Genomic DNA, 14,221 nt, shown 5'->3' on the forward strand with positions numbered 1-14,221 from the left:
TCTCGCAATGATGATTTAATAAGCTAAACAATTAAAATCAAAAAAATCATGCATAACATATTTAAAGGTTTAATTACCGCACTTATAACACCTTTTAAAGATAATAAGTTAGACTTATATGCTTTAGAGAGAATTGTAAAACATCAAATAAAGCATGAAGTCGATGCAGTATTAATTGCAGGCTCAACGGGAGAAAGTAGTAGTTTAAGCTTTGAAGAATATAAATTATTACTGCAAACTAGCGTAGAAATCGTTAATAAGTGTATTCCTATAATAAGCGGGTGTTCATCAAATAATACTACTTATGCAAGAGCACTTGCAGTGGAATCTACAAAAATCGGCGTAGATGGTTTTATGGCTAGTCCACCATCTTATGTCAAACCTACCCAACACGGGATTTATAAGCATTTTGAAGCATTGCATGAAGCGTGTAATCTACCTATTATGTTATATTCAGCTCCAACTAGAAGCGGAGTAGATTTTTCTGATGAGACAATATTGAGACTTAGCAAGCTACCGCGTATTTTAGCATTAAAAGATTGTGGTGTAGATTTAGAACGTCCATTGCGGATCAGAGCAACAGTTAAAAAGGATTTCAATATTTTAACCGGTAATGATGAAGTAGTCTTAGCTTTTAACGCTCAAGGTGGGGTGGGGTGGACTTCTGTAGCCTCTAATATTGTTCCTAATATATGTAAAGAGCTATTAGAAAAATGGAATAAGAACGATACTAAAGGAGCATTAGAAATCCATCAGAAATTACTACCTTTATATACAGCATTATTTGTAGAATCTAATCCGATTCCGATAAAATATGCTGCACATTATTTAGGTTTATGTGAAAATGAAATTAGACCCCCATTAACTGAAGCAAGCGATAGTGCCAAAAAACAAATTGAAAACATCATAACATCACTATCTATAAAAATATGACTGAATATAAGAAAGTTATTGCACAACATAAGAAAGCCCTTTTTCATTATTTTATTGAAGAAAGATTAGAAGCGGGTATTGTATTAAAGGGTAGTGAAGTACGGTCTCTGCGTCAAGGCAAAGCTTCTATAGAAGAAAGTCATGCGGCAGATACCGGACATGAGGTATTTTTGTATAACTGCCATATTGCAGAATATGAAAAAGCGAATAGATTTAATCATGCTACTCGTAGACCACGTAAATTATTGTTGCATACTAAAGAGATAAAGAAAATTATCGGTAGAATTAGAATAAAAGGCTATACGCTAGTAGCTCTTTCTATGTATTTTAATAAAAAAAATAAAGTGAAAGTTGAACTTGGTATTGCTAAAGGTAAGAAATTACATGATAAAAGAGAGTCAATTAAAGAAAAAGACTGGAAAAGAGATCAGAGCAGATTAATAAGACAGAAGTAATGGACTTTGCTACACCGGATGACAAGCCGGCTTTGTTACGTAGCTCGTTTTATGTCATTCCCGCTTTCGCGGGAATGACATATAGAATTACTTAGACTTTAGGAAGATATAAAATTTTAAAAAAAGGTATTTATGCAGCATATTATAGGTAAAATATTGGTTATATTTATAGTTATAATAGGAGTTTTATTTGTTTTCAAAACAATGAAAACTTATTCTACAAATCCAGTTTCCGTTGAGGTTAAACAAAGCGAAGATGCAATAAAATGTGAAGAGGCAAGAGTACAAGAAATAATCAAAGATTATTTGCTTAAAACTCCGGAAATAATAATAGAATCAATAGAAGGGTTGCAAAAACGTAAAGTACAGGAAAATGAGACTAAAGTTAATAACTATATAAAAGATAATAAGTTAAGTATTGAAGATAGCACAAGCTTTCCTGTTATAGGAAATAAAGACGGTGATGTAACAATAATTGCTTTTTATGATTACAATTGTTCTTATTGTAAAAAAGGCGATGTTTCTATAAATGAATTATTGCAAAACGATCCAAAAGTTAAAGTTGTATTACGACCGCTTCCTATCCTTGGAGATGTTTCCGAATATCTTGCAAGAATAGTTTTAGCCGTTTATAAGGTTAATCCAAGTAAATTCAAAGCTGTTCATGATGAATTAATAAAAATAAGAGATGTTTCTAAGGAATCTATAAAAGAATTATTAACTGAGAATGGCTTAAATGCTACGGAAATTGAAGAAATTGCCGATAGTAATGAGATTAAAGATTTAATTACTCAAAATATGAAAATAGCTAGAAGTCTTAGAATGCAAGGAGTACCTGCGTATATAATCGATTCAAAATTAATACCTGGGTTAATAGATTTTCCACAATTACTAAATATAGTTAAAGAAATGAGGGATAATTAAGAGTCCTTAAGAATTGTTGCGTAGACCAGTAAATGCTTTTTATGTTATTCCCGTGAAAGCATTGTTGCATGGGTACCAAATCATCATTGCGAGGAGCGAAGCGACGTGGCAATCTTGTCAAGCATCCTGAAATTGCTTCGTCAATTACTTACGTAATTTCCTCGCAATGACGACCTTCAGTCTCCACGCAACAAGGCCTAGTAGGAATGACAGCAATTGCTCTTGAATAACTTTAGCCTTTATTTAGTAAATCTAACATAGTTTTACCGATATCGGCAGGGGATCTAGTGATAACTACGCCGGCACTTTGTAGAGCTTCCAGCTTATCTTCGGCACTTCCTGTTCTTCCGACAATAATAGCTCCGGCATGTCCCATTCTTTTACCTGGAGGTGCTGTAATACCTGCAATAAAGCTTACTATAGGTTTCTTGATTTTTGACTGCTTGATAAACTCAGCTGCATCTTCTTCTGCATTACCGCCAATTTCACCGATCATAATAATTGCTTTTGTTTCATCATCTTTCAAAAACATCTCAATACAATCAACAAAATTAGTGCCGTTAACAGGATCGCCGCCTATACCGACACACGTAGATTGTCCAAGTCCTACTGCTGTTGTCTGTGCTACTGCTTCATAAGTTAGAGTACCTGATCTTGAAACAATACCTATTGTTCCTCTTTTATGAATATGCCCAGGCATAATACCGATTTTACATTCACCCGGTGTGATAACTCCAGGGCAGTTAGGACCGATTAATCTAGTTTTAGAACCGACTAAAGCACGTTTGACTTTCACCATATCAAGCACCGGAATTCCTTCTGTTATACATACTACTACTTCAATTTCGGCATCGATTGCTTCTAATATCGAATCAGCGGCAAAGCCGGGCGGAACATATATAACGCTTGCATTTGCACCGGTTTTTGCTTTTGCTTCATGTACGGTATTATATACAGGTAAATCAAGGTGAGTATGACCGCCTTTGCCGGGTGTAACACCGCCAACCATGTTAGTGCCGTACGCTATCGCTTGTTCAGAGTGAAAAGTTCCTTGTAAACCAGTAAAACCCTGACAGATAACTTGTGTTTTTTTATTTATTAATATTGCCATGTTAAATAATGTTTATTGTTTTTATTTTACTGTGATGTCCCGCGACTTGATCGCGTTATCCAGTCCTTATTTTAATTTTTTTATGGATACTGTGGTCAAGACACGGTATGACACTGAACTGGTTGTTCGAGCTATACAACAAGGTCAATGCCTGTATAGCTCATGACGGTTATCTACCGTATCGCTTCAACTATTTTATTTGCCGCATCTGCTAAATCATGTGCCGGTATTATTTCTAAACCGGAATTTGATAAAATTTCTTTGCCTTTTTCAACGTTTGTACCGGCTAAACGAACTACTAACGGTACTTTTATACCTATGTCTTTTGCAGCGGCAATAATCCCTTCTGCTATAATATCACAACGCATGATACCGCCAAAAATATTAACTAGAATCCCTTGTACTGCTTTATCAGATAAAATTATTTTTAAAGCTTCTTTTACACGCTCACGATCAGCTCCACCACCGACATCCAAGAAATTAGCAGGTGAAGCACCGTAAAGTTTAATAATATCCATAGTGGCCATGGCAAGACCGGCACCGTTAACCATACAACCTATATTACCTTCCATTTTTACATAGCTAAGTCCTGCATTTGCTGCTCTAGTTTCTAGAGGATCTTCTTCATCATGATCACGCATTGCCGTAATATTTGGATGCCGCAATAAGCCGTTATCGTCAAAAGTAATTTTTGCATCTAAAGCTAATAAGTTCCCGTCGCTATTTACAATTAATGGGTTGATTTCGATTTGTGCTGCATCGGTTTCAATAAAAGCATTATAGACTGATTTTACTATTTCTTTCATCTGTTTAGCTTGGTTATCCTTAAAGCCTAACTCATAAGCTATGCCTCGCATATGAAAATCTTGTAAACCGGTTGCAGGATCAACGGAAAATTTAATAATTTTTTCCGGAGTTTTTTCTGCTACTTCTTCAATATCAACTCCTCCTTCCGTAGAAGCTATAAAAGTAATACAGCTAGCCGATCTATCAAATACTATACTAAAATAATATTCTTTTAAAATCTCACAACCTGATTCGATATAAAGACGGTTTACTTTTTGTCCTTGAGGTCCTGTTTGATGCGTTACTAAATTAATACCAAACATGTCATGAGCAACTTTTTTGGCTTCTTCTTTACTCTTAACAACCTTAACACCGCCTGCTTTACCTCTACCGCCGGCATGTATTTGTGCTTTAACCACATATACTTCCGTATTTAATTTATCTATGGTTTCATTAATCTTTTCGGTTTTCGTAACAACTAGCCCGGTGGAAGTAGGCACGCCGTATTTTCTTAAAATCTCTTTTGCTTGATATTCATGAATATTCATTTTAAATAATTTATTTAAAGTGCTATTAATTTTTATGGATAAGATGCATTTTTAACTTCTCTTACTATGTCTTTATCAAAAGTGCTAAACTTATTAGCACTATTGACTTCTCCTTCTGCAATAATCATATAATCGGCAAAGTCTGCTTTACCTTTAATATATTTCTCAGTAGCTGATATATGTCTTGATGCCCAATGATAAAGCTGGAATTATCAATAAGATTAATTACTGCTTCATAAATTTCCTGGCGAGTAAATTTATTTACTTTTAGCACCCATACAAATTCAAGTAATGCATATGATGCAATAAAAATCTTATTAGTGATGTTATGTTTTAAGAAATTTTGAGCTGCTTTACCTTGTATTTCATCATCTTCAAGAAAAGTACGAGTTAAGATATTAGTGTCAATTCCTATCATTTTCGATAACCGCAATACTAATAGCTTCATCTACATCCACCGGACCGTTTTTAGCTTTATGTTTACCTTTACCAAAAAAGCTATAGATATCTTTTTTTATAGGAAGCAATTCTAATGTTTCATTTTTTTTGTAGTTAATTATTAACTCAGAGCCTGAATGTAAACCAAGTTTATTTCTTATATATTGAGGTATAACTACCTGTCCTTTCGATGAGATGACTACTCTGGCACTTTTACTCATAATACTAATATAGTAAGTTATCTGATCTTACTTTGTATATAAAACACAATTTATTATATGTCAATAAGTTTATAATGAGGTTACTCATTCAATATCCTTAGCAAAAGAATTTATAGTAAACAAACCATAAAAATCAATATGATGGTTTGATAAGATAGTTATTAGAAAGCCGCTTATCGGCATTAATAACATTAAAAGCTATAGCAAATTTATATTAATATTAGTGGCTTTTTGTGCCAATTCGGCATATCTTCCGGTAGCAAAACATTAGCATTATAGAATTTCCATAAAAGCCTTATTATTACTAAAGATAAAACAACTATACCGGTTGCTTCATGTATCCCGTATAATTGCCCTTTTAAAGGAAGTTCTAAGAAATTATCCATTAAGACACCGACAACGAGCATTACTATAACTATAATGCTCATGATCCAGTGAAAAAGTTTTGCAATTAAGCCGTAAGAATTTTCAGTATTTGTAAGTAGCATGATAGTACTCAAACTTACTTAATGTCATTGTCGCTCTTCTGTGTCATTTTCCTGCGAAAGCAGGAATCTAAAAAACAATAAAAAATACTAAAATTATTAGTATTTTTAACTAGATCCCATGGGCAAGCCACGGGGTGACACCGAGTCACGGTATGACAGTTTCTTCTTAATTCCCAACTGCCGTATCTATAATCTTTTCTGCCTCTGTACCGCTAATTTTTTCTTTATCATTCAGAATGAGATTAGCATTCTTTAAGTCATCTCCTATATGTTCCGCTCTTCCTTTTAAAACCTTAGCTAAAAACTGCTCGGCAAGAGCGTAATATGAGATTCTATTACCGGCTTTTGCAAATCCATGACCTTCATCTTTGTAAAGTGCATAAACTACCGGTATATGCTTTGCTTGCATGCTGTTTACAATCTGTTCTGATTCTGCCTGCACGACTCTCACATCGTGAACACCTTGTGCTATAAATAAAGGCTTTTTGATATTATCAACAAAATTAATCGGTGATCTTTGTCTTAAAAATTCTTTTTCTTCTTCAGTGTCCCAAGGTCCTATACGTGTTTTATATATACTTAACAATGGTGTCATATAAGGAGCTTTAGATTGCACATGAGTTAATAAATTAGACATACCGACAACGTCAATACCGCAAGCAAATACGTCAGGCGTCATGGTAAGACCTACAAGCGTTGCATAACCTCCATAGCTTCCACCCATAATACAAACTTTGTCAGAATCAACTATATTATTCTTAATAGCCCAGTTAACACCATCAATTAAATCGGTGTGCATTTTACCGGCATATTCTAAATTACCGGCGTTTAAGAAATCTTTCCCAAAACCGGTAGAACCACGGTAATTTATACTTAAAACTGCGTAACCACGATTTGCAAGCCACTGATGCTCAGTATTGTATCCCCAGCTATCACGTACCCACGGACCGCCGTGGACATTTAAAATTAGAGGTACTTTTCTATCGGGTATATTATTTTTATCGAGCTTTACATCATTTGGAAAAGTGATATAGCTAACTAAATCAAGCCCGTCACGTGACTTGATAATTATCGGTATCATCTTAGCAAGATTATATTGCTCAAGTTCTTTGCGATTAGTAAATAAAAACTCAGCTTTTTTATTTGTCCTATCATATTTATAATATTTCACCGGTGCATTATCAGCCATATAAGCAACGATCCAAGTTTTATCGTCTAGCGTCCTACTATTAATAATTAAATCACCGCGATCAATAGATTGCAAATATTTAATATCATCTTCAATATCTTTATCTAATATTTTATATGAGACTCTATCATAATCTATAGATACTGCTTGCGGAGTTTGCTTTGTGGGATGAACTGTAAATAAGCTGATATCGGCTTTTGCATCTTCGGCTAATATTTCTTCACTACCTGTAGCTAGTGTTATAGCTTTAAGTGCGGAGGTATTACGATTACGTCCCTCTAGCATATATAAAGTTTCACCGCTAGCATCAAAACCAAGTATGGCAGTGTTAAAAGAATCTTCCATTGATATCTTAGTAAATAACTTTGGTTCTCCGTCTTTTAATTCATAATATTCAACAGCTCCGTCTTTATCTAGTAAGCTACCAAATCTTAAATTTAAATTTTCATCAGTTACATAATCAGTAAATCTATCATTTTTATAAATCAGTTCTTTTTCTAGAGTATCTAGATTTAATTTGTAAATATCAAAATATTCAGGATTACGCTCATTTAAATATATTAATATCTCATTTGGCTTCTTATGACTTGCTCCGGCTATTTTGGCTTTAACTCCTTTTGCAGGAGTAAGTAATTTTGTCTCTTTTGTCTCTATGTTATAGCTATAAATTCGGTCATTTTCATCACCGTTAAAATCTTGGGTATATAAAATATTTTTATTATTATAAGCTTTAGCATAAGACCAAATACCGCGTCCTTTGTCATGGGTTATGGCTTCTGCTTTACTAATATCATCTGAGGGTGCTAGCCAAATGTTTAATACACCGTCTTTCGGTGCAACATATAGAATATATTTGCCGTCGTGGGTTAGAGAAACCCTTGCTTTATCAGGGTTACCAAATAAAACTTTTCTGGGGATTATTTGATTGTTATCCGTTATCGTTTGAAACATAAAAATACCGACACTTATTATTAATATAGTGCCTATAATATAGAAAATTTTACTCATTACTAATAGTTTGTTATTTAGTTTTATAGTCTTTTGATGTCATTCCCACTTCCGCGGAAATGACATTCAGGTCATAAAATATAATTGCTACACTCTCTCAATATTGCTTAAAAACCAATCAACTTCTTTGGTATTAGCATTACGTGTAAATGTCCATTCTTCTTTTAAATCTTCGATTTTGTCAACTACATTTTTACCTTGAAATAGTAATTTAATAAATATGTTATTACCGAACATGTAAATTTCTGAATATTTTGCACTTAAAGCCGATGAGTCAAAAAAATCACCATAGGACGGTGTTATTTTTTCAAATTCTTCCAAGTATCTTTTATCTATCAGCTCAGATAATTCTTTAGCATCTTTTTTATAAGCAGCTTCTATAATCATTTGAAAAGCAGTTTTAGCATTATTTATGAATTTAACCGGATCAAAGGAGTAAAGGCGTTTATGGACTTGTTCCATTCCATCTACGACCGCAGTTATATTATGTTCTACTATTATATCTTTAAAAGCTTTAATATCTTGGGCTGTGGGAATATTTTTTGCTTCTTTATTAGATTTAACTATACTGTAAGTTACGTCCTTAATAACCGGTTCGCCAAAATAAGATTTTTGCTTTGTCTGTTCCTCTTCTGAAGTAGAACCGAGAGTCGTAATTAATTTGTTGATAATGTAAAAGGCAATAACGGCAAAAATTAATAACTCTATTATTTGAGGAGACATTTTCTATTTATTTTTATTAAAAGATTATTTTTATATTTTAATATAAAAAAATAATCTTTTAAAGTTATTTAATAAAAATAAGGATTTATTTTTATTTGAGTTATACTTAAAATTTAAAAAATAACTAAAATATCTTGATTATTTTAATTATTATGATATTTATCGTTTTGTAAATGATGTTTAAACTCCATCATTGCAAAACATTTATTTATAGCCTTTAGTCCATTTATGCTAGGGGGCTGTTGTACTAAAGCTTAATTTTTAAGCGTTTTTAGTATAACGGATAATTATTGTTTTCAATGATTGCGTTTATCTCCTAGCACCTATCTATTCACTTTTAATTGACGAATGAACTGGTGAGCTGGTAATTCAATTATATAATGCAAAATAGTAGCTATTGTAACCGAAGTAGCAAATTTAAGCCATAAAGGAGTTGGATAAATCCAGTAATATGCTACAAAAAATTCTGTAGTTAAAGCAGAAAGGTATAAAGTATATGAAATTTGATCTAGAAAATATGTTATTGGATTACCGTAAATAAGTTTACTTAATCCTGAATCATTAGATTTTCCAATAATTATTAAGGATGAGCCAACTGCAAGCCACCAAAGTGTTTCTGCATTAATTATAATAAAAATATAAGCAAAAACAGCAATTCCTACAAATGTAATAATATCATAAATAATATAATTAAGTTTCAAAGATTTTATATATTTTGTAATAAAAAATGTTATACAACCAAAAATAAATACACCTAAAAACATTATTAAGCTTTTACCGTAAGCAAATTGTACTCTTTCGTTACTAAATATGGGTCTGCAGCCATTGAAAAGCATAAGGAGCAGAAATTATCCCATAAGATATAAATAACAAGATTATCAATAACTTAATTATTGATAATCTTTGCATCAATGATATTAAAAAAGGAAATAATTAATATGCAAACATTGCCGTACTTATTGCACATGAAGGTTGATTCCAAGATACTAAATCCGTGAACCCCCATGCTTGAATAAGGAACACATTATAAAAGCATAAATAAATGTAAGGGATAAACTCTGGCAATACGTGCAAATAAAAAACTTTTATAACTAACGGTATGCGTATAAAATCTAGTATTACATACATAACATAAAATAAAGCCGGATAACACAAAAAATATTACAACCCCAAGACTGCCAAGTCTTGCTATATTCATTCCAATTGAGTTATCTGGCCAAATTATATGTGGCGTGTTAAGAAGAATACCCATAATGCAGTATACCCGCGTAAACCTGTTAATCCTTTTATTTCTTTTAAGTTATCTATTTTGTTATGCCATATTTAAGTTATAACATTACTGATTAAAATATGGCATGATACAATAACCTAAATATTAAAACAATTTATTAATAATAATTTTTTTAATAAATTATTAGATTCCTATATTCAGAGATCTTTTAATAAGTGTGCCACTTTTATAGCATTATCAAATCCGTGATCGTAATGAAATCTTATATCAGGCGAGAATTTCATATGTATTTTATTAGTAATAAAATTTCTGATAGCATTTTTAGAATTATTTAATGCATCCATAATTTCATCTATTGTTAGTTTAGTATTAAAAGGCAAGAAATAACAATTAGCTATTTTGAGATCAGTAGTAACTATAACTTTCGTAATAGTGAGAGGACAATCAAAAAGTCTGCTATCCAGCATTTTGCCACGCCTTAGAATTTCTATTAATGCTTCATTTATAATGCTTGCTAATTTTTGTTGTCTATGAGAATGAGTTTTGGTTAATTTTTTCATGCGTTAAAAAATATATACAATTCTAAAGCATAATAGCATGCTTTTGCCAAACAACCAATACCTAAAAATTTTAGAAATTTTGTTTTAAAAAAACCGGAGAATAAAGAAATAAAGCTTCCCCAAAAAGAAAATGCCATTAAGAAAATTATAAATATCTCATATTTATAATATAGTTTTGTTAAATTTTTATGTCTTAAAATATTTTGTGTATTTTTGGAAGCATAAAAGATATTTAAAACTATTTTTCCAAAAATATAATTGATTGCATTACCGCTAAGAGAAGCACAAATAGCTACTAACAGCATTATTAAATTATTATAGCCTCCGAACATTTTCATAGAATGAAATATTAATTCATTCTGAAAACCTATAACAAGATTTGAGACAAAACTATCAACAAATAATAAACTATATGCTTTAAATTGATTCATGAATGTAATATATTGAATTTTGATTAGGGGTATTAATCGTCATTGCAAGGAAAAACTGTAAGTTTTGACGAAGCAATCTCATGCCAAAATCCTGAGATTGCCATAACCCTTACTATCTAACACCAAAATAAAGTAACTGGCAATGAAAAAGCAAATTATTTATCCTGATTTTATAGCACGAATTTTTTCTACGGCACTTGATTTATCAGTATTTGCCTTTATAGCAATCCCAATATCACAATTTTGTTCTTTTAATTTATTATGGTTGTTCTTTAATGATTATTTCCTTAGCAATAACATTAATCTTCATAATCCCAATGAAATGTTTAACTCGGTTATGAGTCAGGAATTTTATGAATATCTTAAAGCAGGAAATTTTAATAAATATATTTTGTTTAATATTTCAATTTTTGCTACTAATATATTAGTAATAGGCTCATATTTCATAACGCTTTGGTATTATAAAGGTGCAACGCTTAGTAAAATGTTTTTACGTATGAAAATCGTAGATGCCGTAACATTAAATCGTCCGACCTTAAAGCAGTTAATTAAAAGATTTTTAGGGTATATGACTTTTCCTATCGGTATTTTTTTCATACTTTTTTCTTCTAAAAAACAAGCATTACATGATAAAATAGCCGGAACCGTCGTTATTAAGTCTTAAATATACTCCTAAGTAATAGACGAAGTTTAATTTGGAAAAGAGCAAGGAGTATATAAGGCGAAGAGCGGAGCATATACAATTAATAGGTGAGTACCGCAGTGCTTATAATACGATGTAGCTCATTTTTCAAATTAAACGAGTATATTTATGAATGAAACAAATGATAATGATATAGATCAGCTAATTTATCTTTTTTCAAAATTACCCGGTCTTGGTATTAGATCGGCAAGGCGTATAGCGCTTTACCTATTGCAAGATAAAGACGTAAGGTTAAAAAGCCTGATTAATAATCTTGTAGAGATAGATAAGAAAATAGTAAAATGCGAGATTTGCGGTAATATGGATACGGAAAATATTTGCCGTATTTGTTCTTCTGAATATAGAGATAAATCAATTATTGCTATTGTCGAAACTGTGGCTGAATTATGGGCAATGGAGCGTAGCGGTAATTTTAAAGGTTTATATCATGTACTCGGTCATAATTTATCGGCAGCTAGTAGACAAAACCCTAGCATACTTCGGTTACCTGAACTACTTACAAGATGTTTTGCAGAAAATATTAAAGAAGTTATTATTGCTACTAATTCTACTTTAGAAGGTCAGACTACTGCTTATTTTATTACAGAATATTTAAAAGAGCATCCTGCTAAAATTTCTCGCCTTGCTAGCGGTATACCTATCGGAGGTGAACTTGATTATTTAGACGAGGGTACCGTATCTGCCGCTATTAACCTACGCCAACCTTTTGAGTAAAAATTAATAATTTTATTAAAGTTATAGTGAACCTTGATGAAATTCTAGATGATGTTCGCCGGCGAATTTTATTACATAATTATGATTTCCTTGATGATCAAAATGTATCAGTAATTCACCTTGTTCGTTTGAATGTAATATATTTGTGAATAAACGCTGGTCACCATCAATTTTAATGTCAACTACTTTTTTACCGATAAATTTAACGCCGTTATCCCCCTGTTGTCTATATATTATATCTTTCTTTAAGACATTTATAAATTTATCACATTGATTCGTATCTAATCTCAATGGCTTCCTGATTTTTATTATCATATTGTAAAATTTCCTCAACTTTCTTTAACCCTAAGTTGTATTTCTTAATTGCGATTAAACAAGTGATAATCTTATTAATTTTTTCTATAGCTTGTGCTTGTACAAAATTAAGGTTGCTAACAAGAGCTTCGATATGAATTTGGTTAATATATTCTTCAGGATTGAATAAAAATTCTATTGCCTGGAAGATATTACTGAGATATGGAGTTATTTTATTTTTAGGTATTTTTTGTATAAATTGTTTAGCTAATTCATATTACTTTGGTATATAAGGCTGTTGTAGATAGTAATATAACACCACTCATAGAGTTGCTCATTTCGATTCACTCATCCTTTAGGTTTTCTTCATGCACAATTTTCTCAGCAGCAGAATATTGATTGTATTTGGCAATATATTGAAAACATCGAAACTGTTCTTGACTATCTTTAGATAAATTGTCTTGATTAATTAGATTTAATTTAGCTTCAGCAATTTCAGCTAAATTAAAACTCATTGCTGTCAAAATTTTGATATCTGTAGGAGCATTTTTGATTAAATTTGTTGTTGCTGTTGCCCTTTCGTTAAGTAAATAAATATTAAATAAGCTATAGCTTGATGCAGCGCTATCGTTTGGTCGATCCTTTAAAATGCGTAATAATTGTTCTTCGTCTAATGATAATTTTCCTGTATTATTATAGGCTACTGATAGATTATAACGGCAAAAATAGATGAATTTACTTTCCTGTTTTTGCTCATTGTTTACTAGATTCGCTGGTCGTGGTGCAGGTAATGTTATTATTTCATCATATTTTTTGGTAGCAAGCAATATTTCAGAAAAAGAGCCTAGAATAGCAAAATCTTCTATATTTGCTAATTGTTTAATAATATCAGGTTGAAATTCAGGTTTTACAAATAATAATATTTAGATATTTTTGATACCATTCTCCGTGAGTTTTAAGTAAATTTAAAACTATAGGTGCTGATTTAAGTATATCTTTAGCTACTTCTTCCATTAATGCAATATTCTTTTCTACTACGGCTAAACGAAAAATATTTTCCTTAGCGATAAATTTATTGATAATCTTAGTGATAGGGTTAGAAGAATTGGAGCTAGGTTTGTATTCAAAAAATATTTCTACTTTAGAATTTTTATTCATTAAAGCATTATATTCACTAATCGCATAATCTTTAAATAACTCATGATTTTTAAGTTCTTCGTAACTGTATTTTTTAATACACATTCCAATAGCTTTTTTGGGGTTTTGACCTCTTTTATCTCCTTAATTGCTAAATTAGCAAATTCTGAAGCTAATTTTGAATTTTTTATTTCTTCAATAGTTCTTAAATAATTATTTTTTATATCAAAATCCTTAACTATTGCTGAGTACAATTCTATAGCTGTATTTAAGGTAATATTGGAGCTTCACGTGGTAACCATAAAATATGGGTATTTTCAGAAAAGT

General features: G+C 31.4%; 19 protein-coding genes and 1 pseudogene. 5 read left to right on the top strand and 15 right to left on the bottom strand.

The window, feature by feature from the left end:
• Window positions 1-48: 48 nt before the first annotated feature.
• The 3 genes from dapA (at window position 49) to RSA_RS03010 (ending at window position 2,312) form a co-directional block, all read left to right on the top strand.
• The gene (dapA, locus tag RSA_RS03000; RefSeq protein WP_014364690.1) at window positions 49-933 is read left to right on the top strand and encodes a 4-hydroxy-tetrahydrodipicolinate synthase; all 885 of its coding nucleotides are present in this window, start codon (window positions 49-51) and stop codon (window positions 931-933) included.
• Window positions 930-1,388, top strand: a complete 459-nt coding sequence (gene smpB / locus RSA_RS03005) for an SsrA-binding protein SmpB (RefSeq protein ID WP_014364691.1) — start codon at window positions 930-932, stop codon at window positions 1,386-1,388. Before dapA ends, smpB begins: the two co-directional genes overlap by 4 nt.
• Window positions 1,389-1,520: 132 nt before the next feature.
• Window positions 1,521-2,312 carry a DsbA family protein gene (locus tag RSA_RS03010; RefSeq protein ID WP_014364692.1) on the top strand — a complete coding sequence of 264 codons (792 nt, stop codon included), beginning with the start codon at window positions 1,521-1,523 and terminating at the stop codon, window positions 2,310-2,312.
• A gap of 232 nt (window positions 2,313-2,544) precedes the next feature.
• Here the strand turns inward: RSA_RS03010 and sucD are convergent, their stop codons facing one another.
• The 12 genes and pseudogenes from sucD to RSA_RS03070 all read right to left on the bottom strand — a co-directional run bounded on the left by sucD (window position 2,545) and on the right by RSA_RS03070 (window position 11,046).
• The gene (sucD, locus tag RSA_RS03015) at window positions 2,545-3,423 is read right to left on the bottom strand and encodes a succinate--CoA ligase subunit alpha (protein ID WP_014364693.1); all 879 of its coding nucleotides are present in this window, start codon (window positions 3,421-3,423) and stop codon (window positions 2,545-2,547) included.
• Between the two features lie 173 nt (window positions 3,424-3,596).
• Complete coding sequence (gene sucC, locus RSA_RS03020; RefSeq protein WP_014364694.1) at window positions 3,597-4,757, bottom strand: ADP-forming succinate--CoA ligase subunit beta; 1,161 nt, start codon at window positions 4,755-4,757, stop codon at window positions 3,597-3,599.
• 32 nt (window positions 4,758-4,789) lie between these two features.
• Window positions 4,790-5,175 (bottom strand): annotated as a pseudogene (locus tag RSA_RS03025) (PIN domain-containing protein).
• Window positions 5,162-5,416, bottom strand: a complete 255-nt coding sequence (locus tag RSA_RS03030; protein ID WP_014364695.1) for an AbrB/MazE/SpoVT family DNA-binding domain-containing protein — start codon at window positions 5,414-5,416, stop codon at window positions 5,162-5,164. Before RSA_RS03030 ends, RSA_RS03025 begins: the two are co-directional and overlap by 14 nt.
• An 84-nt stretch (window positions 5,417-5,500) precedes the next feature.
• Entirely contained in the window at window positions 5,501-5,608 is a 108-nt protein-coding gene (locus RSA_RS10245) for a hypothetical protein (protein WP_014364696.1), read from the bottom strand.
• Between the two features lie 17 nt (window positions 5,609-5,625).
• A complete protein-coding gene (locus RSA_RS03040; protein ID WP_014364697.1) occupies window positions 5,626-5,904 on the bottom strand; it encodes a cytochrome b in 279 nt (92 codons plus the stop codon).
• Window positions 5,905-6,070: 166 nt separating this feature from the next.
• Window positions 6,071-8,101 carry a S9 family peptidase gene (locus RSA_RS03045; protein ID WP_012150796.1) on the bottom strand — a complete coding sequence of 677 codons (2,031 nt, stop codon included), beginning with the start codon at window positions 8,099-8,101 and terminating at the stop codon, window positions 6,071-6,073.
• A gap of 87 nt (window positions 8,102-8,188) precedes the next feature.
• The gene (locus RSA_RS03050) at window positions 8,189-8,824 is read right to left on the bottom strand and encodes a Tim44 domain-containing protein (protein WP_014364698.1); all 636 of its coding nucleotides are present in this window, start codon (window positions 8,822-8,824) and stop codon (window positions 8,189-8,191) included.
• 323 nt (window positions 8,825-9,147) lie between these two features.
• The gene (locus tag RSA_RS03055; protein ID WP_014364699.1) at window positions 9,148-9,660 is read right to left on the bottom strand and encodes a hypothetical protein; all 513 of its coding nucleotides are present in this window, start codon (window positions 9,658-9,660) and stop codon (window positions 9,148-9,150) included.
• Window positions 9,661-9,848: 188 nt separating this feature from the next.
• On the bottom strand, window positions 9,849-10,076 hold the full coding sequence (locus tag RSA_RS10250) for an acyltransferase family protein (RefSeq protein WP_014364700.1): 228 nt from the start codon (window positions 10,074-10,076) through the stop codon (window positions 9,849-9,851).
• 176 nt (window positions 10,077-10,252) lie between these two features.
• Window positions 10,253-10,615 carry a 30S ribosome-binding factor RbfA gene (gene rbfA, locus RSA_RS03065; protein WP_012150799.1) on the bottom strand — a complete coding sequence of 121 codons (363 nt, stop codon included), beginning with the start codon at window positions 10,613-10,615 and terminating at the stop codon, window positions 10,253-10,255.
• Entirely contained in the window at window positions 10,612-11,046 is a 435-nt protein-coding gene (locus tag RSA_RS03070) for a YqaA family protein (RefSeq protein WP_012150800.1), read from the bottom strand. Before RSA_RS03070 ends, rbfA begins: the two co-directional genes overlap by 4 nt.
• 142 nt (window positions 11,047-11,188) lie before the next feature.
• Between RSA_RS03070 and RSA_RS03075 the strand changes: the two genes are divergently transcribed.
• Window positions 11,189-11,710, top strand: a complete 522-nt coding sequence (locus tag RSA_RS03075; RefSeq protein ID WP_004995736.1) for an RDD family protein — start codon at window positions 11,189-11,191, stop codon at window positions 11,708-11,710.
• Between the two features lie 147 nt (window positions 11,711-11,857).
• Complete coding sequence (gene recR, locus RSA_RS03080) at window positions 11,858-12,463, top strand: recombination mediator RecR (RefSeq protein ID WP_014364701.1); 606 nt, start codon at window positions 11,858-11,860, stop codon at window positions 12,461-12,463.
• 21 nt (window positions 12,464-12,484) lie between these two features.
• Here the strand turns inward: recR and RSA_RS03085 are convergent, their stop codons facing one another.
• The 3 genes from RSA_RS03085 to RSA_RS03095 all read right to left on the bottom strand — a co-directional run bounded on the left by RSA_RS03085 (window position 12,485) and on the right by RSA_RS03095 (window position 13,999).
• Window positions 12,485-12,778, bottom strand: coding sequence for a hypothetical protein (locus RSA_RS03085; protein WP_014364702.1), 294 nt, complete (start codon window positions 12,776-12,778; stop codon window positions 12,485-12,487).
• A gap of 323 nt (window positions 12,779-13,101) precedes the next feature.
• Entirely contained in the window at window positions 13,102-13,584 is a 483-nt protein-coding gene (locus RSA_RS08890; RefSeq protein WP_014364703.1) for a hypothetical protein, read from the bottom strand.
• Between the two features lie 73 nt (window positions 13,585-13,657).
• Entirely contained in the window at window positions 13,658-13,999 is a 342-nt protein-coding gene (locus RSA_RS03095; protein ID WP_081498216.1) for a hypothetical protein, read from the bottom strand.
• Window positions 14,000-14,221 lie beyond the last annotated feature (222 nt).

Source organism: Rickettsia philipii str. 364D, from assembly GCF_000283995.1.
Taxonomy (GTDB): domain Bacteria; phylum Pseudomonadota; class Alphaproteobacteria; order Rickettsiales; family Rickettsiaceae; genus Rickettsia; species Rickettsia rickettsii.